The organism is Bacillus methanolicus (genome assembly GCF_028888695.1).
Classification (GTDB): domain Bacteria; phylum Bacillota; class Bacilli; order Bacillales; family Cytobacillaceae; genus Bacillus_Z; species Bacillus_Z methanolicus_B.
Window position 1 is genome coordinate 744,628 of sequence record NZ_PNFF01000002.1, and the last position, 26,306, is coordinate 770,933.

A 26,306-nucleotide genomic window follows, 5' to 3' on the forward strand; every position below is an offset into this window, starting at 1 on the left:
ATAAACAGTTAAGCCCCGGATCGAAGGAATATCAGATATAATTCTGGTTTATCCTCCGGTCTTTTTTTTAAGCTGATGTAATCATTAATTTTAAAAATTTTCAAAAAGAACCTTAGTTAAAATAAAAAACTGAAACCATTGAAACTAGCCCACAAAAGTAATAAGATTTTTCATCAATAGAAGGAGAATGAAATAGTGAGTACAAAATATGTTATCGGTGTTGACATTGGAACAACAAGCACAAAATCAGTTCTGTTTCAAGTTGATGGCACAGTTATATCAAGTTCTTCAGTTGAATATCCACTGTTATCGCCTGCTCCTGATGCTGCAGAGCAAGATCCGGAAGAAATTTTCCAAGCTGTGATCAAATCCATTAAGCAAACGATACAATCAAGTCATGTGGCCCCAACTGATATTCTATGTGTATCTTTTAGTTCCGCTATGCATAGTGTCATTGCAGTGGACAAAAAGGGAAGGCCATTAACGAAATGCATCACATGGGCGGATAATAGAAGTTCCATGTGGGCTGAAAAAATAAAAAATGAGATGAACGGACACCAAATCTATCTCCGTACGGGAACGCCGATTCATCCGATGTCCCCATTTTCAAAGCTAACTTGGCTTCGACATGAGCATCAAGAACTTTTTTCAAGAAGTTATAAATTTATTTCTATGAAAGAATATGTCTTTTATAAACTTTTTAAGAAATATATTATTGATTATTCCATTGCTTCCGCTACCGGGATGTTTAACCTGACTTCTTTAAAATGGGATGAGGAAGCACTGGCTGTTGCCGGTGTTACAGAGAAACAGCTTTCTGAGCCCGTTCCAACTACATATCGTTTGACAGGAATGGACGAAACATTTGCAAGAGAAATGAATTTGCCAACAGATATTCCTTTTGTTGCAGGAGCCGGTGACGGAGTATTGTCAAATTTAGGTGTCAATGCGATAGAGCCTGGAGCAGTGGCTGTCACCCTTGGAACAAGCGGGGCCATTCGGACGGTAACGGATCGGCCAGTAACAGACCCACAAGGAAGGATCTTTTGTTATGCTTTAACGGAAGATCATTGGGTGATTGGCGGACCGGTTAATAATGGAGGTATGATTTTTAGATGGGTTCGCGACCAGCTCTGTTCTTCTGAAATGGAGACTGCATTACGTTTGGGAAAAGATCCGTATGAAGTTCTTACTGAAATGGCAGCAAGAGTTAAACACGGTTCGGACGGTTTATTATTCCATCCATATTTAGCGGGGGAAAGAGCTCCTTTATGGGATGCAAACGCACGAGGGTCTTTTTTTGGATTAGGCTTGTATCATAAAAAAGAGCACCTGATTCGGGCTGTTATGGAAGGTGTAATCTTCAATTTATATACGGTTCTTATTGCCATAAAAGAACGAATCGGAGAGCCTGAGAAGATTCAAGCAACCGGCGGCTTTGCAAGGTCAGAACTATGGAGACAAATGATGGCAGACATCTTTAACCGGGAAGTCTATGTACCCGAAAGTTTCGAAAGCTCATGTCTGGGAGCGGCTATCATTGGCTTATACAGTCTCGGTGAAGTAAATACATTAAATGTCGTTTCTGATATGGTAGGAGCTATTTACCACCATCGACCGAATAAAGAAAATGCCGCAATCTATCAAGAGCTAATTCCTATCTATATACGACTTTCTCAACTTTTAAGAGAAGAATATGAAAGCATTGCTGCTTTCCAAAGGAAATGGATTTAAATCATGGAATTGAAAAGTTAAATTGAATTTTTGCTTGCACTTTTCTTTTGAAAATTTTTAATACCCGTCTTTCGCTTGTTTTTGGCAATAACAAAGCGCCTGTACTATCATTGTCGAAAAATAGGCCGTCTGCTTTTGACAATTTCCGCTCCTATTTCCCGGGAAAATGTAAGAGACCCAAGCAATTTTCCAATCTTTAATCAAACGTTTGATTAATAACTTGTATGTCACATTTTGTAAAAAATAAGAGCGATAAAAAGGATATTGGGATTTATGGAGCGGCCGTCCGGGAAAAACTCAGCTTGGAAGAGTACTAGTATGTGGTGTTTGTGGCAGAGGTTCGAATCTTGGCATTTTCAAAGAGACTGTCTCATAAGGGTCAGACCCTTAAGAGACAGTCTTTTTTTGTTTAATTAATGAAATATGATGTACAAAAATATAAATTCTTTGAAATGAAGCTAATTGCGGTTACGATTTTGATTCATCCGTTCATCACAATTGTCCCGATTGCCTCCTATGTAGGTGCGGAGTTGCTGGTTGCAACATTAATTGCTTTACTTGTTTGTTTAATCCCGACAACGATTGGAGGGCTGCTTTCGGCTATCGGCATCGCGGGAATGGATCGTGTCACGAAATTTAATGTCATCGCAAAGTCAGGGAAGGCAGTAGAAGCAGCTGGAGATATTAATACCATCATTCTTGATAAGACAGGAACGATTACACATGGGAACCGAATGGCGTCATCTTTTATCCCGGTAAAAAATTCTTCCCAGGAAGAGTTGAACCGGGTTGTTCTTCATAGTTCTCTCCATGATGAAACGCCTGAAGGAAGTTCCGTTATTGAATTAGCGAAGAATTTAGGTGTTCCCGAAAGTGAATTTAAAACGACCGGGTCAGAGGGAGTGGAATTTAGGGCGGAAACCAGAATGAGTGGAACAGATTTTGCTGATGGCCGTAAAGTTCGAAAAGGTGCTGTAGACGCGATTAAAGAATATCCCTGGAACATGGCGGTACTGTTCCGGTCGATCTGGAGGAAAAAGCGGAACAAATTGCAATGGAAGGCGGTACTCCGCTTGCCGTAGCAGACGGAAATTGCTTGTTAGGGTTAATTTATTTAAAAGATACTGTAAAACCGGGAATGAGAAAACGGTTTGACGAATTAAGAAAAATGGGGATCAAAACAATCATGTGTACGGGGGATAACCCTCTGACGGCAGCCACCATTGCCAAAGAGGCGGGTGTGGATGACTTTATCGCAGAAGCAAAGCCGGAAGATAAAATAGTAATCATTCGCAAAGAACAAGCCGAAGGGAAGCTTGTCGCAATGACAGGCGACGGAACGAACGATGCCCCTGCGCTAGCACAGGCGGATGTCGGTCTTGCCATGAATAGCGGTACGATTGCTGCCAAGGAAGTAGCAAACATGGTAGATCTCGATTCTGATCCGACCAAGATTATTGAAGTTGTAGCGATTGGAAAACAGCTTTTAATGACAAGAGGAGCCTTAACTACGTTCAGTATTGCAAATGATGTAGCGAAATATTTTGCCATAATTCCGGCAATGTTTATGATGGCGATTCCGCAAATGAAGGCGCTTAACATTATGAATTTGGCAACACCTGAAAGTGCGATCCTTTCAGCGCTTATCTTTAACGCCGTGATTATTCCTTTGTTAATTCCGCTGGCCATGAAGGGTGTTAAGTATGTTCCGATGAGTGCAACGAAATTATTAAACCGCAATTTGTTTATTTATGGTATGGGCGGGGTGCTGGCGCCGTTTGTTGGCATCAAACTGATTGATATGCTATTAAGTTTGTTTATTTAAAAAATTAAAGTTAAAGTGGTGACGAAAAAATGCTAAAAGCTTTAAGAATCAGCCTTGTATTGTTAGTCGTTTGCGGTTTAGCCTATCCACTCATTGTTACAGGCATTGCGAATCTGATAATGCCCGCAAAGGCAGAAGGAAGCTTAATTGAACGAGATGGGAAAGTGGTTGGTTCAGAACTGATCGGCCAGATGTTTAAAGATCCAAAATATTTCAGCGGCCGCGTTTCTTCTATATGAATATGATGCTGCCGGATCGGGTTCAAACAACTATGCCCCTTCCAATAAAGAATGGATTGAACGGACAAAGAAAGATATAGAGGCGTTCCTCGCTGCCAACCCTGAAGTGAAAAAAGAAGATATTCCGGCAGATTTATTAACAAACTCTGCTTCGGGCCTTGATCCGCATATTTCTCCGTTAGCAGCGGAAATTCAAGTTCCGCGAATTGCCAAGATAAGAGGAGTAGATGAAGAGGAACTTTATAAATTAGTTAAGGAACATACGGAAGGGCGCCAATTAGGTATTTTCGGTGAACCTAGAGTCAACGTTTTAAAATTAAACATGGCTCTTGACGAATTGAAATAGGTTTGAAAAGGAGAGTGAGTTACTCTCCTTTTTCTGATGGGTACGGTGAGTAATGAATCATATATGTAGCATAAAAGCTCTTTCTGCTCATTCAGAAGGACGAAACACAATATTTTATTCAAAATTCTTCTTTGCAAGATCTTTTCTGTTAGAAGCAAGCGGGGGCTGTTCCAGCCATTTGTTTTTAATCATGATATTCGCTCCATCCTCAGAATAAAACTGAATTTCCACTAACATTTTGTTATACATGACCCCTAAATCTAATCTGGGACTTTGGGAAATTGCAGTGCCATAAAATCCTAACCCGATAGAGATTAAAGTAGAAACAAAATACATCATTAATTTTTCAGAAAAAACATAGGCAGTGGTATTTGTTACCTCTGCTTCCAATGGTACAGAAACAGGAAGGTGTTCTTGTTTTAATTTTTGATCAAATAATTCAATATGCTTTTGTGCAATTTCGATACCCTTGAGAAAATATTGTGTAACTTCCTTTGATTTAGCTACTTGGCTAAAACCAATTAAAGTTGCAATTCCTAACGCATTCCTTTGAGAATTGGCATAGAGGTTACTTACTTCCAAAGCTGAAAGAGGTCTTTTTTCTCCAAAGAAGTCGATGATAAAGCTTTGCTTCACCACAAAATCAACATGCTCAAGATTTGGGAAATATGGAGACCTGACATACAGACCTTTTTCCAACAACATATTTTTTGACATCTCATACAATTTCATGATCTCTGACATACATTGTTTATAATGATCTGTAATGTCTTGCCTTACTGATAAAGATAGGCTATTCGCATAGGCTGTCAAACCAATTTTAGACATTTGATGAATAAGGTGTAATACATATGTATCAGAAAATAGTCGTGGAGCTGTTACATCAACATTATCCTCTTGTCGAAAACCTTGTGGGACTATATTTTTTTCCTCAGTAAGCATTTCGCTTATTTTTTGTAAATGTGTATTTGAGAGCTGTAATGCATATTCAATGATCGGCTTAATTTCTCCATCCTCAACTTTTTCCAAGAAATAACTTAACATACACATGATTGCACTATCATTTAAGTATTGAGACCAAAGCTGAGCTATTTCTGCTGATGTGAGTCTAATCTGCTTTTCCTGTTGCATGTAAAAACCCTCCATAACAAGATAGTCTTCATTAATCATTCCCAATATTTACTTGTTATATGAATAAAAAAATATAGTGTCCAATATGCTAACTTATCGTATATACATTCTTGATACATAAATTTTTTTGGATAGGAAAGAAGCTTGGTATCCCATTAAATTTTATGGAATAATAAAGATTTTGTTTTTTTGGGGGCATAATAAGTGAAAAGCGAATTACTAATAGGAGACTTATCCATGGATAAAACTATTTTGTGGGTATTGTTTATAATTGGAATTATTTTATTGATATTCAGTTTAAGGAAACCGTTAATTAAAGATACGATTTTAGTTTTCTTAATGAAAGCCTATTTTTCATCAATTTTTGGCATAGTTGTTGTAGAGGAAAAAATGATTGAATATCCTGTAAGGTTTTTAAGTAAATATTTCGATCAAAGTCTTCTTTTTGAATACTTTTTATATCCAATTGTTTGTGTATACTTTTATCAAACAACTTATCAATCAAGAATTTCAGGCATTATTATACAATGTGCATTGTATTCCGGTGCTATAGCGGTCATTGAGGTTCTTTGCGAAAAATATACAGATTTAATTAGATACCATAAATGGACTGGGATGTACTCGTTTATTACCGTTTTTCTTCTATCATTGTTTGTCCGTATCATTATGCAATTGATTAACAAAATAGAAAAATCAAAGGTATAGTGGCTATAAAACATTCTTAGGCTAATCTTCGGTTCTTGGCGGCTGTAATGACATTTTTGACGGCACCTGATTTCTCATCTATTTCTTCAATGGTTCAAACTTAATTATGAAATTCGGATTTGTATAATACTGTTTATAACCTTATTTGAAGTGAATTTTCATGGTGAAGGAATACTTTGAAATAATAATCGAGCAGGAAATGACTCCTGCTCGTAAAATCTGTTCAAATAGTCATTATGCCGGATGCCCAAATCATAAGGAGTTTACAGAAGACCGGTTCTTTCTAAATATTCTCTGGCAACTTCTTCAGCACTTACACCTTCAACATTTACTTTATAATTCATCTCACGCATTTCGTCGTCAGTGATTCTAGCTTGCTCATAAACTTCCATTCTGTCTGTGCTTACAGCTGTTTCCTTTAAAAATTCTGATATGGCTGTTCCGGTAAACTCAGGATAAATATCGATTCTGCCTGATTTCAATGCATTGAATACAAAAGATGTCTTTCCAAAACCCGGTTTCAGTTCAACATTCAAATCAGTATGTTCTTCAATGAGCAGCTTATACATATTAATTAAAATTTCAGGCTCTGAACCAAGCTTCCCTGCGATCACGATATCTTTCTTTTCTTCTCCCGATAATAACGGAAGAATCATGAAGAAGATGCCTGCGGTTGTCAATACTCCCATCGTTGTGATAGTCTTTTTGAAAGAAATTCGTTCGAACTTTCACAGCAAAACATCAAAGAGAATGGCTAACAGAGCAGCGGGAATAGCCCCAAGCACGATAAGGGATGTGTTATTTCGATCAATGCCCAGCAAAATGATGTCTCCCAAACCGCCTGCCCCGATAAGGGCAGCAATGGTAGCTGTACCAATGATTAATACCATGGCAGTCCGGATTCCGGCCATTAGAACAGGCATAGCCAGCGGAAGTTCGACCTTTAGCAACCTTTTTCTGCCGTTCATTCGCATTGCCTTAGCAGCTTCTATTAATGAGGGATCTACTTCTTTGATGCCTGTATACGTATTTCTTAAAATAGGAAGCAATGCATAAACAACAAGGGCAATTATGGCAGGCACTTTTCCGATTCCAAATAAAGGAATTAAAAGTCCCAGCAGGGCAAGGGAAGGGATTGTTTGCAGCACGGCTGTAATACCAATCATCCCTTCGGCTAGTTTTTTATTTCTTGTTAGGAAAATGCCGAGCGGAATGGCTATAATGACTGCGAAAAAGAGAGCAATAAAAGGAAATTTGAATATGTTCAAATAAAGCGCTTATAAGCTGCGACTGTCTTTTTTTTAGAATTTCAGCAAAATTATTCATTTCCTCCCTCTCTTTCTCCGATTCTTTCGGCAAAATGCTGAATTATCATTTTTCTGTTTATTGTTCCGATGATCTCGCCATTTTTTCTACTGGCACTTCATCATGTTGAACCAGCAATTCAAGTAATTCTTTTAAAGGTAGGGAGGAAGGAATCGTTATGCTGTAATTGCCGGAAAGCTCTTCTGAATAGATTTCGCGCACAATTTTTTCAACCGTAATATTTTCATTGTATCGATTTTCATGGATTCCAATAAATTCTTTTACAAAATCATTAGCTGGGTGATGAAGAATATCGTCCGGCGTTCCCACTTGTACAATTTCTCCGTCTTTCATAACACAAATCCGGTCTCCAAGCTTTAGGGCTTCCTGTATATCATGAGTGACAAACACAATTGTTTTCATAATGTTTTGTTTACGGGAATTTTTATTCAATTTAAATCAGGATGAATCCTCATTGTGGGAGAAGAAGGGGATGGAGAAGAATCAATAAAACTGGCTATGAGAGAGATTCATGTGGTATTTGTAAACACTGCTTAAAAAAACAGTTTAACAAAGGGGGCCAGCCCCTTATTGGCCAGCCCCTTCGTCTATTTTGCTATTAACAGCTTGAAGTGCTTTTTTTACATCAATTAATCCGCTGCCGAAATCAATATCCTTTCCCGGGGATCCCAAATCATAGGCAGTATTTTTGATGATGTCCATAACTTCCTTGTTTGTTAACTCAGGGTTTGCAGACAGGATCAGCCCTGCAAGCCCTGCGACATGGGGAGATGCCATCGAAGTACCGGACAAGGCCGCATACTGCTGGTTGAAGTATGTGCTAGGGATTTGCACTCCCGGAGCAGATACATCAATATAATCCCCATAATTCGAGAAAGGTGCACGTTGGCCGGTGTAGCTGACTGCTGATACGCCAAGGACTTCAGGATATGCAGCCGGAAAGCTGGGCTGGCTTGAGTTATCATTGCCCGCAGCTGAAATAATGACAGCATTTTTCTCATAAGCGTATTTGACCGCTTCTTTCATGAGTGAAGAGGGCTGATAATTTCCCAAGCTCAAGTTTATTACGTCGGCTCCATGGTCTGCTGCCCAGATGATCCCTTTTGCTATATCAAAGGTCGTACCGTATCCTTCAGCTCCCATTGCTTTTATAGGCATGATTTTGTTATACCAGGTGATGCCGGCGACTCCTTCCCGGTTATTTGTTTCTGAAGCGATAATACCTGCTACGTGGGTGCCATGGCCATTATCATCATCCGGATAATCATTGTTTTCCAGCACATTGTAACCTTTTGTCAGCCGCTTGCGCAAATCCGGATGATTCAAATCAACTCCCGTATCCACAACCGCAATGATGATCTTTTCGTCGCCTCTCGTAACATCCCAGCCGGCTTCAGTTTGAATAACAGGCAAATTCCATTGATATTGCTCACGATAGAGCAGATCATTTGGAAAATCAATTTTGTTTTGCAGGTAAAGATAATTCGGTTCAGCATATATGACATCCGGCTGGCTGTTAAAATACTGGATCAGCTCTGAAGTGCTAAGTTCATTTGATCGAAATACGATCGTCGAATCCAGATATTTAACGACATTTCCTTTAATGTCACTTGTCATTTTGGCAATTTCCAAATCACTGGGATGGTGCGTAAATTTAACAGTTACTTCTCTTTGATTATAATGGCTTTCATTTTTTTTATTATGTTTAATCAGAGAGATGGAAGGGTCATTTCTCAAGTGGCTTTTAATGGTTTCCCCCATTGCAATGCTGTTGATTTGAAGAACATTCTTGCCATGTTCAACATTTTGTATATTGGCAGAAGCATTAAATCGGTCAAGGTTTGATTGGCCATTGGTATCTTTCCGATTCTGGAGCAGAAAAATTGATCCAATCAATAAAAGAATAACAATTGAAACGGTAAGTAATGGTTTTGAAATTTTTGACATAATTCCACCCCTATTATTGTTATATGATTAGCTTGTTTTTGTATGGGGGAATTTACAAAGGGAATTGATGGGAAAATAAGTGTGGAGAAACAAAAAAGAGGCTGTCTCAAACCTAAGGGTCAAACCTTTATGAGACAGCCTCCATTTGTTTTATGCTGGAATTTTATTCTTATTTCTTAATGCTGAAGGTTGTTTTTTAAGCTGGTTATAAAACAAGATACCGCTTGCCAAGAGCAGCATTCCGAATGTAAAGGTTTTAATATCAGCTGTTCCGGCAACGATTACAAATGTTGAATAAATGGTCGAGAGAACAGCAATGACAGCGTCGACTATTCTGCTTCTTTTGTTCGTGTATGTTTTGCCTGTTACTACGAGCTTCAACTGGAAGATTGACGAAATAAAGTATGGCACAAGATATGAAAGTGTAGCGATGTAAATCACGAAATCAAACGCTGCTGAAATGGAATTCGAGATCGTTGAGAATATAAACAACTGGCCAATACTGTTTGTGACAATAAGTGAAAAGATCGGAAGCCCGTTTTTGTTTTCTTTTAAAAAGGCTGGGATAAATAATCCTTGTTTTGCTGCTTGGTATGGAATTTCGGCACTTAGCATTACCCAGCCGAGCGTAGATCCAAAAAGGCTGATTAAGCCGACTCCGGCTAAAAACTTGCCTCCAATTGGTCCGAGAACGGTTTGAATGGCGTCAATTAACGGTTTTTCAGACTTGATCAGCGCTTCCTGGCTTAACATTCCCATAACAAGTGTGCTTATGCCGATATAAAGGGCAAGGGCGATAAACAATCCAAGAATTGTCGCCCGTTTTACATCAATTTGCTTTTTAGCTCTTGATGCAAATACAACAGCTGATTCTACTCCTACAAATGCCCATAATGTTGAAAGGGCAGCATTGTTAATTTGTCCAAATAGCCCGATTGTTTCACCGTTTTCACCCATTCTCGGTGCAACAAACGGAACGATGTTTGCTTTTTGGAATGCGAAAAGACCAACCAATATGAATACAAAGAATCCGAGCACTTTGGCGGATGTCGCAGCGAAATTCAGCTTTCCGGCATTTTCTAACCCTCTTAAAATAATAAAGTGCGTTCCCCACAAAAGAAGCGTACAAATTAAAAACGTTAATGCGTTGCCTACTTTTAAAGTAAAGGAACCAATTGTGAACAGCTCTGCCTCATTTGTCAGGACAGGGAAAAAGGTTGACAAGTAACCGGCGAAAGTCGTAATAATCGCAATGTTGCCGGCTAAATTCCCAATCCAGTATCCCCATGAAGCCATAAAGCCGGAAAGAATAGATGTTTTAGAGCCTGGTTTAAACAATTCTTTTGCGTAAATTTGCGGTCCGCCTGTAAGGTTTGGCTTTCTTAAGGCCAAATTTCCAAATACTAAAGAAGTCATGAGAACTCCAAAACCTGTCAGTATCCAGGCGCCAATAACCCCTGCCGGACTAGCTGCTTCTGATAACGTCCGAGGCAGCATAAATATACCTGAACCTACCATATTGCCCACTACAAGAGCGGTAAGGATCCATAAACCTAATTGATTATTTTTCCCCATATTTCTTCTCCTCTCATGTTGTCAATGTCCTCTTTGCTCAAAATAGGGGAACTATCTGCATTCGCGAATTGTCAGATCGGCAAGAAAACAAAAAAACACACCGGATGTCGGTGTTCCGGTGTGCCGTATACAACCGCATCAGACAAATGGATAGTTCATCATAGCAGCCGCTATGACAGTTCTGCACCTGTTCGGATACAGCCCCAGCTTCCATAACCAGAGAAATTATGGCGCTTCGGCGGTGGTTCCTTTCAATTGCTTCATTGAGTTTCTCTGACTCTCCGGCAATTTACTAATAAACACCGCGACCTCTACCTCATCTTGAGCTGATGAGGAACGATCTATGAAGTTACCACGAAATAGAATAAAGGCTTAGCCCAAGAAAGTCAATGAAAAAAGTATCCATAAAAACCAGGCGCTGCTTAATACGTTTACTTAAGGTTTTTTATAGTAATATTAAAATAATCGCGGTAATATTGAAAAAATCGCAAAAATAATCAAATTAACGCAATTATATTTGAAAAATCGCAATTATCTATAAAAAATCGCAAATATATGCAAAGAATAGCTGTAATATCAAAAAAATAAATGAAGAAGAAAAATGATTTGACTGAAATTGTGGTATAAAAGAGATAAACAGAGAAGAGGGTGATTGGTATGTGCGGACGATTTTCTTTGGCGGAGGATATTCATCGGTTGCAGATGCAATTTCAGTTTGAATACGAAGGCGAATTTTACCCAAGATATAATATTGCGCCGAGCCAGAATATTTTAACCGTAATACAAGGAAATAAAGGAAGGGTAGGGAAGCAACTGCGATGGGGTCTGATTCCGTTCTGGGCGAAAGATGAAAAGATTGGCTATAAACTGATCAATGCAAGAGCAGAAACGGTGGATGAAAAAGCTAGCTTTAAACATTCTCTAAAAAAACGAAGATGTTTAATCTTAGCCGACGGCTTTTATGAATGGAAAAAAGACGGAAAAACGAAGCAGCCATACAGATTTGTCCTAAAAAATAGGGAACCGTTTGCATTTGCGGGATTATGGGACCGCTGGGAAAAAGGAAATGAAATCATCTATTCATGCACGATTATCACAACTCGGCCCAACGAGTTAACAGAAAAAGTTCACGACCGTATGCCAGTTATTTTAACGAGGGAAAATCAAGACGCCTGGCTGGATCGAACGATTGAAGATACGGAATACTTGAAATCCCTTCTTGTCCCATACGATGCCGGAGAGATGGAAACATATGAAGTTTCAACATTAATTAACTCTCCTAAAAATGAAACAAAGGAAGTCATTGTCCCTCTTAATTAAAAAAGGGGCCTGCTCATAAGCAAAGGATCTGCCCCCTCCAAAACAATATACAGAGATGTGAAAAAACTGCCTCCTGCAATATGAGCTTCGGTGGCACACGATTGCAAGAGGCAGCTTGCGTTTTCACATCAAATGATTGATAAACATAGAGGCAAGTCCAAAATACGTAATAAGCGAGAAGATATCGTTCAATGTCGTAATCAGCGGGCCTGAAGCGACAGCAGGGTCAACTTTGCATCGATACAAGATCAATGGGATAATCGTTCCGGCCAACGTTCCGATAATAAGAGTAAGAAACAGCGAGCAGCCGACAACAAGTCCCAAAATCGCATTGCCTTGCCAGACAAAAGCGATCAGCGAAATTAATAGGCCGCATATCATGCCAATGATAAATCCTACTCCGAGTTCACGCATAATTAAACGGAAGATGATTTTTTTATTAATGTCGTGCGAGATCAAACCTCTTACGACAACAGCAAGCGACTGTGTTCCGGTATTTCCGGTCATTCCGGCAATCATGGGCATAAAAAAAGCAAGGGCTACTACTTTTTGAAGCGTTTCTTCAAAGCCGCTAATGATTTTGCCTGAAACAAGCCCAATAAACAAAAGCAATATTAGCCATGGGAGGCGGCGAAAAGCTGCAGTAAATGATTTCGTCTCAAAATCAATTGATTTCCCTGTTGCGGACAGCTTTTCTATATCCTCATTCGCTTCTTTAATAAAAACGTCAATAATATCATCGACAGTAACAATTCCGATTAATATGTTTTCTTCGTTTACAACAGGCAGGGCCAAAAAATCATACCGCTCGATGAGCCTTGCAACTTCTTCCTGGTCAGTCGTAACATTAACTGAAATGACGCGCTCGTACATAATGTTGAGGATAATTTCATCAGGTTCAGCGAGAAGCAAGTCCCGGTAAGATACGACACCGACAAGTTTCCGTTCCTGGTCGACTACGTACAAGTAGTTAATGGTTTCCGCAAATTCGGCAAATTCTTTAAGTTTTTCTACGGCTTCTCTTACTGTATAATTATTCCTGATCCAAACAAACCGGTTTGTCATTAAGCGTCCAGCTGTTTCAGGAGGGTATTTCATAATGTCCTGGACAATCTTTGATTCTTCCTGTTTCATTCCGGCCAGCAAGCCTGAAATTTTTTCTGGCGACAGGTCATCTAAAAGAGAAGCAAGATCATCATTGTCCATTAAATCGAGAACCTTTCCGGTTTTCTCGATTCCAAGTTTATTTAAAACCTCGATTTGTTTTTCTCTGTTTAATTCTTCTATTAAATCAGCAAGCTGGTCGATGTTTAAATAAAGAAGAAAACGTGTTCTATGCTTCTCCGGCAGATTTTCATATAACTGAGCAATATCGTATGGCTGGAGTTCGTCCATTATAGCTTCGAATACTTTCTTCTTGTTTTCTTTCAATGATTTGATGATTTGAAGAGTAATTTGATCCTCTGTCATGTTTTTAATCATGCTTTTCACGCTCCTTCCGCCGGTTTTTCTGCTTCCTAGTTATTATAAGGAATTTATCTTTTAATGGAAACGATAGTATAAGAATAATATAAAGTAAATAATGGATTGCTTTATCTACAGTTTATGAGCTCGAAAAGGAATGGCTCATATCCGTACACGCTTTTTGAAAATAATTGGCATTGAATACAATAAGTTTTTTGAAAACTGCATGAATGAGATAAGATATTTTTTTCAATTTTTGTTAAAATATTAGATACGATGATTGATCGTTTATATAAACAGTGTTTCCGGTGGATTCGTTTTTTTCTGGCAGCAGTCCGCTTTTTTTATATTTAAAAACAGAATTTTATCGGAAAATATATTTATTCATTACGCTCGGAGGTTTCGCCAGTGAAAAAGCACAATCAAGAGTTTCGCGATCTTATCTATGTTCATTTAAATGAAAGTGACCGTTATGTTATTACGTACGGAATCGAATTTTTTGAGTTTGCCCGGTCACTTTCAGATTTAATGAACAATTTATTATTGTTGAAACATCGTTTTGATGACGGTGATTTTAACATGCATACGCTTTTAGAATATGTTCCCAAGGAGAGGCTGAATAGATTGGTAAAAGACGATGTCTACGGATACGGAGATTTTTGCTGGATCGACTTTGCAGAAGTGGAAAGCCTTGACGAGCTGTCAGGAAGGGAGATTGCTGAACTCTTATACCTTGGCCATCTAAAGCAGCATCTAAAGCCGCCGTTTTATAACCATCTCGGCAATCAATTTGTGTACTTGGCTCATGATGACGGATGGTTTAATAAAACTTATTACCGCCATTTAAACCATTTTTACCGAATGCTTGGTGAAGTCATTGCCATGAAATTGAATCAATTGAAAATTGATAAGACCCTTTTGGGAATCAAGAAAAAACGCTCGTACCCTCCTGTTACGAAAGAACTTCTGATGTCGTTGTCAGGGTTTATGAAGGAAGGTGCTGTTTTGTCGTTGAAAAATCTTGCAAAAAACCGAAACCGCCTGGAAATTCCTATATGGGCAATTGGAGATTTTGACAATATGGATGATATGTATGAAGAATTTGAAAAAGTAAAATTGCAAAAAAGTGATGCAAAGCTTGTCTTTGATAAAAAAACAAGAGAATGGCAGCTTTTTGCGACATAAGACCTTTAGCCTTTATCAAAAAATTTTACTGTTTCTTATGACAAATAGTGTATAATACGATTTGACGGAAAATTTCATACATACAAGGAACAGGTGTCTTATTTTTAAGACTTAAAAGGGAAGTTGGTGAAAATCCAACGCGGTCCCGCCACTGTAAATGGGAGCGAGCTGCGATCAGCCACTGTACAGAGATTGTATGGGAAGGTGCAGCAAGTGATGACCATAAGCCAGGAGACCTGCCTGTTTCTTTAGCACCAAATACCTACGAGGATAGGGAGGTGTGGGAAGGCCTTATTATGTCTTTTTTGCATTTCTGAATAATTGGCCAATACTGCATCTCTATACCTGTTATTAGAGATGCTTTTTTATTTGTATTAAAAAGGGGGAGAAACACAATGAAAAAATTATATTCATTATTATTGGCGATGCTTTTTGCAGCAGGCATCCTTGCCGGTTGCGGCGGGGAAGAAAAACCTGATAATAATACATCTTCAAATGAACCGAAGCAAGAGCAAAAATCAGAAACTGAATTTCCGGTGACAATCAAAGACGCAACTGGCGAAGAGGTTGTCATTCAATCAAAACCGGAAAGAATTGTGTCGCTTATTCCGAGTAATACCGAAATTGCGTTTGCTTTAGGTTTGGGAGAAGAAGTGGTTGGAGTATCTGATCATGATAATTATCCCGAAGAGGCGACAAAAAAAGAAAAAATTGGCGGCATGGAAATAAACGTTGAGAAAATTATTTCATTAAATCCAAACCTTGTTCTTGCCAGCCCATCAATTGCTCAAAGTTCCAAGGAAGGCTTGCAGCAGTTGAAAGATGCCGGAATAACTGTTCTCGTTGTTAATGATGCGCAAAATTTTGAACAAGTATACGACTCCATTGAAATGATCGGCACTGCGACAGGTGAAATGGATGAAGCAGAAAAAATCATCCAAAATATGAAAGAACGGATTTCAAAAATAAAAGAAAAAGCTTCTAAAATTGAAGAGAGCAAACAAAAGACAGTATTTGTTGAAATATCGCCTGCTCCCGAAATTTATACACCGGGAAAAAACACGTTTATGGATGAAATGCTCACAATCATCAATGCAAAAAATGCTTTCGGGGAATTAGAAGGATGGGCAAAAATTGATCAGGAAGCCGTGATTGAAAAAAATCCGGATGTGATTGTGACAACATATGGTTTTTATGAAAAAGACCCTGTCGGAAACGTCACAAGCCGCAAGGGCTGGGAAAATATAAATGCCGTAAAAAATAAACAAGTATTTGATGTCCATTCAGATTTGGTTTCCCGTCCGGGTCCGCGTCTTGCCGAAGGAGTAGAGGAACTTGCGAAAGCTGTTTATCCGGAAATTTTTGCTAAGTAACAAAACGATTGCGTATGTTCTTGCAATCTTATTTTTCCTTTCGGCAATGCTGATCGGAATTGCACTCGGGACCGTTTCAGTTCCGGCCTTTACGATTATTCAAATTATTGGTGCTGAAATTTTCCGTTTACCGCCAATCGATCCAATTGATCCGATGTTTTCAAATATTGTGATGAATATCCGTCTGCCGCGGGTTCTCCTCGCTGGTCTTGTAGGGGCATCTCTTGCGATTGCAGGAGCTGCCTTTCAAGGCCTTTTGCGCAATCCGCTTGCTGATCCTTATACTCTTGGGGTATCTTCGGGTGCATCTGTTGGAGCGGTGATCGCGCTGTTTTTTCAAATCACGCTTCCAATTGCCGGCTTGTATACGCTGCCGGTGTTAAGTATAACAGCGTCTATTATCACCGTCTTTTTTGTGCTTTTTTTCGCACAAAAGATTGAACGAACCATGAAAGTTGAAACGATTATTTTAACAGGAATTATTTTCAGCTCATTTCTCGGTGCACTTATTTCCTTAATGATTGCGCTCACAGGGGAAGAGCTTCGGCAAATTATCGGCTGGCTCTTGGGAAGTGTTTCTATGCGAGGCTGGGAATATATTAAGATTATTTTTCCTTTTTTTATTCTTGGCTCTTGCTTGCTGATTATGAATACGAATGAATTAAATGCGCTGTCCTTCGGTGAAGAACGGGCGCAGCATTTAGGTGTTAATGTACTTCAGAGAAAACTGCTTATTTTAATTTCAGGATCCGTTCTTACCGGTGCGGCTGTAGCTGTTTCGGGGACGATTGGGTTTGTCGGACTTGTTGTTCCCCACTTTGTCAGACTGTTGTGGGGGGCTGATCATCGCCACTTATTGCCGCTATCGATGATGATAGGCGGGGGTTTATTAATTCTTGCCGACCTTGTTTCACGGACGATTATTGCGCCATCAGAACTTCCAATCGGCGTGATTACAGCTTTAATAGGAGCTCCGATGTTTGCTGTTATTTTAATAAGAAGAAGGGTAAGAAATGGATAATATGCTAGTTGTCAGCAATCTTTCTGGTGGTTATGATAGCCAAAATATTATAAATGACATTTCTTTTTCAGTTGGGAAAGGGGAATTATTTGGCATTCTCGGCCCAAATGGCAGCGGGAAAACGACTTTATTAAAAATGATCAGTGGTATTTTACCTTATAAAAAGGGAGATATAACGATTAAAGATCGTCCGTTATCAGCGTTTTCTTCTAAAGAGCTTGCGAAAGTAATAGCCGTTTTGCCTCAAGCGATCGGAGACACTTTTTCCTATACGGTAAAAGAAACGGTATCGCTTGGAAGATATGCACATCAAAAAGACTGGTTTCAAACTTGGACAAACGAAGATGAAGCCATTGTCAGGACCGTAATGGAGCAGACAGGAATAAGACGTTTTCATGATCAACCAATCAATCAGCTGTCCGGAGGGGAACGGCAAAGGGTATTTCTCGCTCAGGCGCTTGCCCAAGAGCCGGAAATTCTTCTTCTTGATGAACCGACTAACCACCTTGATTTGTCTTATCAAAAAGAATTGCTAGATCTATTAAAGAGTTGGACGAAGGAACGCAAACTAACCGTCATCTCGATATTCCATGACTTGAATCTTGCCAGCTTGTATTGCGACCGTTTAATGCTGATGGACAAGGGGAGAATCCGTATTAACGATACTCCCAATGAAGTATTAAAAGAAGAGCGTATTCGGGAAGTTTATCATACGGCGATCCAAAAGCAGCCCCATCCGAAAGTGGCTAAGCCGCAAATGGTCTTGCTTCCTGATCAGGAAGAAAATCAAAAATCATTTCAGATTGATGAACGATATTTGACTATCTCAAAGGAATTTATCGGGCTTGTCTCTCCGATCCCGCTCAGAACGATGTCCTCAGGGGTGACTGGTTCGGGAACAGGCTGGCACCGAATGTTCATAAACAGGCATGTCAGTCAAGATTATGATTGCAGCGACCACCGGAGAGAAATGAAAGATTTCTTAAAACAAAACGGTTTTGAACCGGTCGATACTGTTGGAATGATGACGGCTGTCAATCTGGAAGATGCCGCTTACCGGCTTTTCAAAGGCGACGGATTTTCTGTCTTTATTGTGGTTACTGCAGGTGTAGGTCATGCAGTGGATGCATCAAGAAGCAAAGCGCACCAAATGACAACGACTCCCGGAACGATCAATACATGGATCTTCGTAAACGGAAACATGACGGAAGAGGCTTTCATCCAAGGGATTATGACGGCAACGGAGGCAAAGGTTAAGGTTTTGCATGACATGGAAATCTATGATTCAAAAACCGGGACGCTGGCGACCGGAACCTCAACTGACAGCATCTTAATTGCTGCTACCCAGCAGGGCCGGTTATTGGATTTTGCAGGCACGATTACACCTCTTGGAAAGCTGATCGCCAAGGGAATATATGAGTGCATGACAGAAGCCATTCACAAATATCAAAAGAGGAAAAAGCAATGATCATTCACCATTTAGCGGCTGTTATCCTTGCTTTTTTCCTTGATTTGATTATTGGTGATCCGCCGGGGTGGCCTCACCCTGTAAGGTGGATGGGCGCTTTGATAGCTTTCTTAGATAAAAAATTAAATAAGGGCAATCACCGCCTGGCAAAAGGGGTTGTCATGCTTTTTGCAGTGCTTCTCATTGTGATGGGGGTGACAGGCATAAGCGTGTTTGCTGTCTATCAGCTTCATCCTTTGGCGGGCATTGTCTGGGAAGGTGTCCTCATATCGACTGCCATTGCACAAAAAAGCTTAAGGGAAGCAGCATTGGCCGTTTACGAACCGTTACAAAATGGCAATATAGCGGAAGCCAGGGTGAAATTGTCATATATTGTTGGCAGAGACACGGATCATTTGCCGGAAAGAGAGATTGTTAGAGGTACGGTTGAAACGGTCGCAGAAAATACAAGCGACGGAGTGACTGCACCGCTGTTTTGGGGAATGCTTGGCGGGGCAGTTTTCGCCCTTGCCTATCGTGCAGTCAATACATGCGATTCCATGGTAGGATACCTCAATCAGAAATACGAAAGATTTGGCTTTGCGTCGGCAAAACTCGATGACTTGCTAAACTGGCTTCCGAGCAGACTGACGGCTATAGCGATGCTCTTAAGCATGAAACCGAAGAAAGTAAGCCGGAAGAAGGCGGTTTCTATTGTTTTGCGTGATGCTAAAAAACATCCGAGTCCTAACAGCGGCTGGGGAGAGGCGGCATTTGCTGCTATTTTTGGCATTCAGCTCGGGGGAACGAATTATTATAACGGTGTTGTTTCTCACAGAGCAAAGATGGGCGACCCTAAGTTTGAGCTTCAAACAAACCATATCATCGATTCTATCAATCTTATGAAACGATCAGCTTTTTTATTTTTATTGTTTTTATGCCTTGGAGGGGTGGCGTTTGAAATGGCCGTTGCATGGTTCTAATCCGCAATATTTATATCAATCAATGGAAATTCCTCTTCCGGACCACTATATCGATTTTAGCGCCAATATCAATCCACTTGGCCCGCCTCTTACATTAAAAGAAAAATGGGGACAAGCCTTTGAGTTGATCAACGATTATCCTGATCCAAAAGCTTATCAATTTTCTATTAAAGCAGCTGAAAAGGAAGGCCTTCCGGTGAACTGGATTCTTCCGGGCAATGGGGGAGCGGAACTCATTGCGTTAATTGCCAGAATGCTTGCCGGCAAAAGAGTATTAATTGTTCAGCCTGCCTTTTCCGAATATGAAGAAGCATGCAAAGCAAACGGGTGCCAGATCGGCTATCACGTTCTTGAAGAGGGAAAGTGGGAACTTAAGAGCGAAAGTATCATACCTAAACTTGATGATTATGATGCTCTTTTTCTTTGCAATCCGAATAATCCGACAGGAACATCTTTTTCCCGGCACGCCATTTCCCTTGTGCTTGAAGAATCTGCTGCAAGGAATTGTTTTGTGATCATTGATGAAGCTTTTTATGATTTTCCTGAAGAAGTGCACTCTTTTGCTTCTTCTATTCAGACCTATCCGAACTTACTGGTTCTTCGGTCGATGACAAAAATGTACAGCATTCCGGGGATAAGGCTCGGGTACGCGATTGCACAACCGCATGTTCTTAAGGAAATGGCTGTTTTCCAGCCTCACTGGAGCGTCAATGCTTTAGCATTAATGGCCGGGGAAGAATGCTTAAAGGCGAACGAGCACGTTCAGAAAACGAGGCGATATATTGGCATGCAGCGTTCTCGATTAGTAAAGTTTTTTCAAGAAAATGGTTATGAAGCCTCCGATTCTAACGTGAATTTTTATTTGTTAAGAGATCCAAATCATAGAGAGCAGCTTCCTCTTATCCGATTTTTGCTCGAGAACGGGATTGTTCCGAGGCATACTTATCATTTTCCCGGTCTTGAAGGCAGATGGCTCCGGCTGGCAATCAAACGAGAGGATGAAAATGACCGGTTAATGGAGGTATTAACGAAATGGCGCTCGGTAAAATAATGTTTATTACCGGCGGAGTCCGGAGCGGGAAGAGTTCCTTTGCTGAGAAAACGGCTGTTACGATTGCGGAAAAAACCGGCGGGGATCTTCATTATCTTGCATGCGGCCGATCCTCAGACCCGGAAATGAGTGAACGGATAAAAAGGCATAAAATGGACCGGGAAAACAGCCCTATTCCGTGGAATACGTGGGAATTTGCAACAAATATTCAGCAGGCCAGTTCTCATTTTAGTAAACATTCTGTCGTTTTGCTTGATTGTTTAACGACATTATTAAATAATGAGCTTTTTTCAAATAGAGAAGCATGGGTCCGGCTTGATTTCCAGGAGGAAGTGAAAAGGTCGATTAAAGAAAGGGTTTTGGAGATTCAAAAAGCATGCGGCCATTTGCTTATAGTCAGTAATGAAGTGCTCAATGAACCGATTAATGAAAGTCTTGTCGTGTTTACATATGGAAAAATTCTCGGCGAGCTTCATCAATGGCTCGTCCAGAGATCAAGCGCTGCTTATTTAGTTGAAGCAGGTATTCCCCGGCTGATGAAAGGAGATCGGACACATGAAAGGCATTATGATTCAAGGGACAGCTTCTGATGTCGGAAAAAGTTTGATCACAACCGCAATTTGCAGGATTCTCGCAAAGGAAGGATACAAAGTTGCCCCTTTTAAATCACAAAATATGTCCAATAATTCTTATGTTACGATGGACGGTAAAGAGATTGGCCGTGCCCAAGGTATTCAAGCGGAAGCAGCCGGGACAGAGGCAACGGTCTGGATGAATCCGATATTATTAAAACCGAGGTCCGATCATCAATCTGAAGTAGTTTTATTAGGCCGGCCGTTTACAACCGTTTCCGGCAAGGAGTACCGAGATTCATTTTATCAAAAAGGATTGGAAACAATTGAAACTGCGCTAAAAAAACTGCAAGAGGAATATGAACTGATCGTAATTGAAGGAGCGGGAAGCCCGGCGGAAATCAATTTAAAAGACAGAGAACTTGTGAATATGAAAGTTGCGGAACTTGCCGATGTACCCGTTGTTTTAGTAGCTGATATTGACCGGGGCGGAGTGTTTGCCAGTATCGTCGGAACACTGGAGCTTCTGGAAGAAGAGGAACGGAGCAGGGTAAAGGGTGTGATTATTAATAAATTTCGCGGCGATCCCGAGTTGTTTCAAGATGGCATCACGTGGCTTGAGGAACGAACGGGTATTCCGGTTCTTGGGGTTGTTCCCTATTTAGACCGGCATATGATAGAAGGAGAAGATTCTCTCTCCCTTCATGACAGGTTTTCAAACCGCCTGCAAAAAAGCATTGATATTGCTGTTATCAAACTTCCGTATCTTTCAAACTACAGTGACATGGAACCGTTCTTGTATGAAGAGGATGTTTCGGTTCGATGGGTGAGCAGCACGGAACGATTCGGGAATCCTGATGCTGTGATCATTCCCGGCACGAAAAGTACGATTGAAGATTTGCGATACCTTAAAGATAATGGACTGGCTGAAGCACTTAAGAAATACGCAGCCAACAAAGGGACAATCGTTGGCATTTGCGGCGGATATCAAATGCTGACCCGTATGCTTGTGGATGAGGCAGGATCTGATACAGGGAAAGCCGGAATAAGCGAAGAAGGTCTCGGAATGATTCCGGGAAATACGTTTTTTTACAGTGAAAAGCTGACTGTTCGAACGAAGGGAACGGTTCACCCTAATGTCGGCGTGGGAGAAATTCCGGTACATGGCTACGAAATTCACCTTGGGAAAACTGATTTTGAACCTTCCGTAAAGAGAAGCCCGTTTTTATTGCTTGAGAACGGCGAGGAAGAGGGGTATTGCAGTGACAATGGCTCGATCATTGGCACGTATTTGCACCACCTTTTTCATAATGATCAGTGGCGGAGCGAGTGGTTGAATCGATTGAGGAAAAGAAAAGGGCTTTCTGTTCGTCATCCCGTTTTTATTGGAGAGCTGAAGGATGCAAAATATGATGAATTGGCTACCGGCATAAAGCCGTTTTTAAACTGGGAGCAAGTGAAAAACATTATTTTCACGGGAGCGGGAAGCGAATGATAAAAGGGTTCTTGATTAACCTCCAATTTTTTACGTCTATTCCTGTTCGGCTAAAACTCCCAATGGATCAATCTCATTTGAAAAAAGCGATTCAAACTTTTCCTTTATTAGGAATTTTTCAAGGCTTTGTTTTTTCTCTAGTATTGTATTTGTTGCAACATTATACGCCCTTTTCTGATCTTGCTGCTGCATTTTTTCTTTGGCTATTGACTATTATTCTCACAGGCGGGATTCATCTCGACGGTTGGATTGATGCTAGTGACGCTTATTTTTCTTTTCAGGATAGAGAGAAACGGCTTGAAATTATGAAGGATCCCCGGACAGGGGCATTCGGGGTTATTTCGGTTATCATTCTGTTGAGCAGCAGATTCATATTTTTATACGAAATTACCGTTATGGCTAATTTGTTTTCATATTACTTAATGATGTTTATCCCTTTTTTGGGAAAAAGCGCGATGGGTTATTTTCTTACCGGCTTGCCGTCTGTGAGAAAAGAAGGGCTTGCCTTTTTCTTTCAGCAAGCAGCGGATGTTCGTTCATTATGGATATACCCATTGTATCTGCTGTTTTTTCTCGGGCTGGCTTTTCTTTTATCTATTAAGCTCTTTCTTTTTTTTGCTGTAATCCTTTTTTCTGCAGTTGCCGCAGTTATTTTTTTAAAGTATAAAATAATGAAATGGTTTGGCGGAGTAACAGGAGATGTGTTAGGGTCCGCCGTGGAAGGAGTGGAGCTTTTATTATGGGCAATTCTGTGGTTGTTGCACTATTTCGCCATGGCTTAACGGCATATAATCAGCGAAAAGCGATTATCGGCTGGTCCGATTTTCAGCTGAGCCATGACGGCCGGATGCAGTTAAAGGAAATAAAGGATAAACTTCCGGAGTATGAGAAAGTGTTTAGCAGTGATTTGCAAAGATGTATGGAAACTGCCAGACTGCTGTTTCCAGCAGCTGATCCAATTCTGATTCCTGATCTGCGTGAACTGAATTTTGGAATATGGGAAGGAAAAACTCATCAAGAGCTTGAAAAGGACGGTGTTTATCAAAGCTGGTTGGACGATTATTTATCCGTCCGGCCGCCTGAAGGTGAATTATTTCCCGAGTTTGCCGAAAGAGTTGACCGAGGCTGGAATAAGTTGAAGGAGGAAATGTTACAAAACGGTGTGAACAGGGCCATTGCCGTGACGCATGGAGGAGTTATTAAGTATTTGCTGTCTAAGTTCGCTCCTTATGAACAGACTTTTTGGGAATGGAAGGTGAAGCACGGGCATGGCTACGAATTAGAATGGGAAAACAATGCCTTTAGGAGGGGGGAACGGTGCACTTTATTACGGGAGGTTCCTTTAACGGAAAAGCAAAATGGGTAAGGAGCTTTTATCATATTGAAGAGAGAGAAGACGTACTATGGATTTCGGCTTATAAACATCAGCCACTTCCAATCACGCTCCATGATTTAGGAAAAGATTTCGTTGTCCTGGAGGGAGCGGAACAATGGATAAGAGAAATCTCGGCACGGTCTGATTCCAATGGTTTCCGGGAGCAATGGAAGAATGTATTAAGGAATTGGTATCTTTGGGAAAACGAAAGACCGGATCGGACACTCGTAATTATCGGAGCGGATATTACAAAAGGGATTGTACCGGTTGAAAAGGAGCAGCGAAACTGGCGGGATTGCACTGGCTGGGCTTTTCAAGAGATTACCGACCTTGCTGGCCGCATCGACCTTATTTGGTATGGAATTGGTCAAAGACTTAAATAGGGAGGAAATGATAATGAGAATTTATACGCGTACAGGTGATAAAGGACAAACGAGTTTAATCGGGGGCCGTGTAGATAAAGATGATATCAGGGTAGAAGCTTATGGAACGGTTGATGAAGTGAATTGCTTTGTCGGCCAGGCCATGGCGGAACTAGACCCCGGTCTTTTCAAAGACGTTTTGGAAGATCTTGAAAAAATTCAACACGAGCTTTTTGACTGCGGCGGAGACCTCGCCAATATTTCCTCCAGAAGGCAATTAAAGCTTACAGCAGAAGCTATTGAACATCTTGAAAAAAGAATTGACGAGTTTACCGATGAAGCGCCGAAACTTGAGAAATTTATTCTTCCGGGTGGAACAAAACCTTCCGCGTCAATCCATATAGCCCGGACAGTAACCCGGCGGGCTGAAAGACTAATTGTAAAACTGAAGAAGAAAGATCCGGAAGTTCCGGATCTTGTATTGAAATATATGAACCGTCTTTCTGATTATTTTTTCGCGCTTGCGAGAATCGTAAATTTTCGCCTCGGTGTAAAAGATGTAGAATACATTAGAAGTGCGAATGTATTTCGGGAAGGGAAACGGAAGGAGGAAAAGTAATGTTTGGCAGAAAAATTGTTTTGGCAGCACTGTTTACTGCTTTGTCGGTTGTTGGCGCCTCTATTAAAATACCGGCCGTCATAGGAAGCATCGCCCTTGATTCTTTCCCCGCACTTTTGGCCTCTGTACTTTTAGGAAATGGAGCAGGTGCAGTGATAGCTGCATCGGGGCATATTCTGTCTGCATTACTCGGTGGAATGCCGTTAGGTCCTTTACATTTTCTTGTTGCGCTTGAAATGGCGGTTCTTGTATGGATATTCGGAAACATTTATCGGACGGGATCGAAGAAAATGGCAGGTTTTATTTTTTTATTTAGCAATGCTTTTCTCGCTCCCCTGCCTTTTCTTTTTATAATGGGAAAAGAATTCTTTTTTGCGATTCTGCCTTCGCTATTCATAGGATCTCTGTTTAATTTAGCAGCTGCATTGTTGATGGCTCCCCGTCTCGTTTGGTTAAAAGGCGGCAAAACAGACTCTTTGGAGGCTAACCGATGAGAGATGTTGCGATCGTTCCGATAAATGAAAACGAATCACTCGTTATTGCGGCTGATAACAGCGGCGGAATCGGGATGAAAGACAGTGATCATGTGAAAGTTCCATATGACATTCTCTCGTATTATTCTTTTCGGGTCGCGGTGATGGAGTGTATGGCGGCCGGAGCAAAACCTGTTGCGGTTGCAATGCAAAATTTTTGCGGAGATGATGTATGGCCGCTGCTCAAAATCGGAGTGGAAAGAGGACTTTGTGAATTGGGGATCAATGGAATTTCCATAACGGGAAGTACGGAAAGCAATTTTTCTCTCCTTCAATCGGCACTCGGCATGGTTGTGGTGGGACGGAAGGCGCGAAATGACGATCATGATTGGCTGCTGAGGGAAATGGATGTAGCGGTTATCGGGTTCCCGCTTGTAGGGGAAGAAGTCATTAACAATCAGGAACGGATCGCACCTCTTTCGCTGTTCAAATGGTTCTGTGAACAGGAAGAAGTGGAGGCTATTCTCCCTGTTGGATCAAAAGGAATTATGTACGAGCTTCAACAGCTTTTTCATGATCGGGTGATCGAAGAAAAACAAGTTTCTTGCAGTTTGGATCTATTGAAATCAGCCGGCCCGGCAACGTGCTTTCTTGTTGTCTACCGGCCGGAAGTTGAAGAAAAACTGCGCAGGAAAGCAGGAAAATTGTTTCACCCTATTAAGATAATAGATTGATAAA

At 40.7% G+C, this 26,306-nt stretch carries 22 protein-coding genes, 3 pseudogenes and 2 riboswitches; of the genes and pseudogenes, 19 read left to right on the top strand and 6 right to left on the bottom strand.

Annotated elements, in window-relative coordinates:
* The first annotated feature begins 192 nt into the window (after positions 1–192).
* The 3 genes and pseudogenes from gntK to kdpC all read left to right on the top strand — a co-directional run bounded on the left by gntK (position 193) and on the right by kdpC (position 4,144).
* A complete protein-coding gene (gene gntK / locus C0966_RS15380) occupies positions 193–1,734 on the top strand; it encodes a gluconokinase (protein WP_274856851.1) in 1,542 nt (513 codons plus the stop codon).
* 494 nt (positions 1,735–2,228) lie between these two features.
* Positions 2,229–3,559, top strand: a pseudogene (kdpB, locus tag C0966_RS15385) (potassium-transporting ATPase subunit KdpB); the annotation flags it as partial.
* A 29-nt stretch (positions 3,560–3,588) separates the two neighbouring features.
* A pseudogene (gene kdpC / locus C0966_RS15390) lies at positions 3,589–4,144 on the top strand (potassium-transporting ATPase subunit KdpC).
* A 114-nt stretch (positions 4,145–4,258) separates the two neighbouring features.
* Here the strand turns inward: kdpC and C0966_RS15395 are convergent.
* A complete protein-coding gene (locus C0966_RS15395; protein ID WP_274856575.1) occupies positions 4,259–5,275 on the bottom strand; it encodes a DUF3231 family protein in 1,017 nt (338 codons plus the stop codon).
* A 237-nt stretch (positions 5,276–5,512) separates the two neighbouring features.
* Here C0966_RS15395 and C0966_RS15400 point away from each other — a divergent pair, with 237 nt between their 5' ends.
* Positions 5,513–5,980, top strand: a complete 468-nt coding sequence (locus C0966_RS15400; RefSeq protein WP_274856852.1) for a CBO0543 family protein — start codon at positions 5,513–5,515, stop codon at positions 5,978–5,980.
* A 275-nt stretch (positions 5,981–6,255) separates the two neighbouring features.
* Here C0966_RS15400 and C0966_RS15410 read toward each other — a convergent pair.
* From C0966_RS15410 to C0966_RS15425, 4 genes and pseudogenes are all read right to left on the bottom strand, one after another.
* Positions 6,256–7,306 (bottom strand): annotated as a pseudogene (locus C0966_RS15410) (ABC transporter permease/substrate-binding protein); the annotation flags it as partial.
* Positions 7,307–7,363: 57 nt separating this feature from the next.
* Positions 7,364–7,738, bottom strand: a complete 375-nt coding sequence (locus tag C0966_RS15415) for a hypothetical protein (protein ID WP_274856576.1) — start codon at positions 7,736–7,738, stop codon at positions 7,364–7,366.
* Positions 7,739–7,873: 135 nt separating this feature from the next.
* Complete coding sequence (locus C0966_RS15420) at positions 7,874–9,253, bottom strand: S8 family peptidase (protein ID WP_274856577.1); 1,380 nt, start codon at positions 9,251–9,253, stop codon at positions 7,874–7,876.
* A gap of 150 nt (positions 9,254–9,403) precedes the next feature.
* Positions 9,404–10,828: an amino acid permease gene (locus tag C0966_RS15425; RefSeq protein ID WP_274856578.1), complete on the bottom strand. Its 1,425-nt coding sequence runs from the start codon at positions 10,826–10,828 to the stop codon at positions 9,404–9,406.
* 143 nt (positions 10,829–10,971) lie between these two features.
* A riboswitch (Lysine riboswitch) is annotated at positions 10,972–11,150 on the bottom strand.
* A 335-nt stretch (positions 11,151–11,485) separates the two neighbouring features.
* Between C0966_RS15425 and C0966_RS15430 the strand changes: the two genes are divergently transcribed.
* Entirely contained in the window at positions 11,486–12,148 is a 663-nt protein-coding gene (locus C0966_RS15430) for an SOS response-associated peptidase (RefSeq protein ID WP_274856579.1), read from the top strand.
* 123 nt (positions 12,149–12,271) lie between these two features.
* Here the strand turns inward: C0966_RS15430 and mgtE are convergent, their stop codons facing one another.
* Positions 12,272–13,630, bottom strand: coding sequence for a magnesium transporter (gene mgtE / locus C0966_RS15435; RefSeq protein WP_274856580.1), 1,359 nt, complete (start codon positions 13,628–13,630; stop codon positions 12,272–12,274).
* Positions 13,631–14,020: 390 nt separating this feature from the next.
* On the opposite strand from mgtE, the gene C0966_RS15440 reads away from it, so the two are divergent.
* The 14 genes from C0966_RS15440 (at position 14,021) to C0966_RS15505 (ending at position 26,302) form a co-directional block, all read left to right on the top strand.
* Positions 14,021–14,797 (top strand): hypothetical protein, encoded by a 777-nt coding sequence (locus tag C0966_RS15440; RefSeq protein WP_274856581.1) that lies wholly within the window; start codon positions 14,021–14,023, stop codon positions 14,795–14,797.
* 74 nt (positions 14,798–14,871) lie between these two features.
* A riboswitch (cobalamin riboswitch) is annotated at positions 14,872–15,055 on the top strand.
* A gap of 137 nt (positions 15,056–15,192) precedes the next feature.
* Positions 15,193–16,170 (top strand): ABC transporter substrate-binding protein, encoded by a 978-nt coding sequence (locus tag C0966_RS15445; RefSeq protein WP_274856582.1) that lies wholly within the window; start codon positions 15,193–15,195, stop codon positions 16,168–16,170.
* A complete protein-coding gene (locus C0966_RS15450) occupies positions 16,133–17,191 on the top strand; it encodes a FecCD family ABC transporter permease (protein ID WP_274856583.1) in 1,059 nt (352 codons plus the stop codon). The genes C0966_RS15445 and C0966_RS15450 overlap by 38 nt, the downstream gene beginning before the upstream one ends.
* Before the next feature lies 1 nt (position 17,192).
* On the top strand, positions 17,193–18,659 hold the full coding sequence (locus tag C0966_RS15455) for an adenosylcobinamide amidohydrolase (RefSeq protein ID WP_274856854.1): 1,467 nt from the start codon (positions 17,193–17,195) through the stop codon (positions 18,657–18,659).
* Complete coding sequence (gene cbiB / locus C0966_RS15460) at positions 18,656–19,621, top strand: adenosylcobinamide-phosphate synthase CbiB (protein ID WP_274856584.1); 966 nt, start codon at positions 18,656–18,658, stop codon at positions 19,619–19,621. Before C0966_RS15455 ends, cbiB begins: the two co-directional genes overlap by 4 nt.
* Positions 19,596–20,672, top strand: a complete 1,077-nt coding sequence (gene cobD, locus C0966_RS15465) for a threonine-phosphate decarboxylase CobD (protein WP_274856585.1) — start codon at positions 19,596–19,598, stop codon at positions 20,670–20,672. Before cbiB ends, cobD begins: the two co-directional genes overlap by 26 nt.
* Positions 20,654–21,262 (top strand): bifunctional adenosylcobinamide kinase/adenosylcobinamide-phosphate guanylyltransferase, encoded by a 609-nt coding sequence (locus tag C0966_RS15470; RefSeq protein WP_274856586.1) that lies wholly within the window; start codon positions 20,654–20,656, stop codon positions 21,260–21,262. Before cobD ends, C0966_RS15470 begins: the two co-directional genes overlap by 19 nt.
* Entirely contained in the window at positions 21,228–22,739 is a 1,512-nt protein-coding gene (locus C0966_RS15475) for a cobyric acid synthase (RefSeq protein ID WP_274856587.1), read from the top strand. Before C0966_RS15470 ends, C0966_RS15475 begins: the two co-directional genes overlap by 35 nt.
* Positions 22,736–23,521, top strand: coding sequence for an adenosylcobinamide-GDP ribazoletransferase (cobS, locus tag C0966_RS15480; protein ID WP_274856588.1), 786 nt, complete (start codon positions 22,736–22,738; stop codon positions 23,519–23,521). The genes C0966_RS15475 and cobS overlap by 4 nt, the downstream gene beginning before the upstream one ends.
* A complete protein-coding gene (locus tag C0966_RS15485) occupies positions 23,479–24,105 on the top strand; it encodes a histidine phosphatase family protein (RefSeq protein ID WP_274856589.1) in 627 nt (208 codons plus the stop codon). The genes cobS and C0966_RS15485 overlap by 43 nt, the downstream gene beginning before the upstream one ends.
* Positions 24,057–24,497 carry a bifunctional adenosylcobinamide kinase/adenosylcobinamide-phosphate guanylyltransferase gene (locus C0966_RS15490; RefSeq protein WP_274856590.1) on the top strand — a complete coding sequence of 147 codons (441 nt, stop codon included), beginning with the start codon at positions 24,057–24,059 and terminating at the stop codon, positions 24,495–24,497. The genes C0966_RS15485 and C0966_RS15490 overlap by 49 nt, the downstream gene beginning before the upstream one ends.
* Positions 24,498–24,510: 13 nt before the next feature.
* Complete coding sequence (locus C0966_RS15495; protein ID WP_274856591.1) at positions 24,511–25,095, top strand: cob(I)yrinic acid a,c-diamide adenosyltransferase; 585 nt, start codon at positions 24,511–24,513, stop codon at positions 25,093–25,095.
* Complete coding sequence (locus C0966_RS15500) at positions 25,095–25,589, top strand: ECF transporter S component (RefSeq protein ID WP_274856592.1); 495 nt, start codon at positions 25,095–25,097, stop codon at positions 25,587–25,589. Before C0966_RS15495 ends, C0966_RS15500 begins: the two co-directional genes overlap by 1 nt.
* Positions 25,586–26,302: an ATP-binding protein gene (locus C0966_RS15505; protein WP_274856593.1), complete on the top strand. Its 717-nt coding sequence runs from the start codon at positions 25,586–25,588 to the stop codon at positions 26,300–26,302. The genes C0966_RS15500 and C0966_RS15505 overlap by 4 nt, the downstream gene beginning before the upstream one ends.
* Positions 26,303–26,306: the final 4 nt, after the last annotated feature.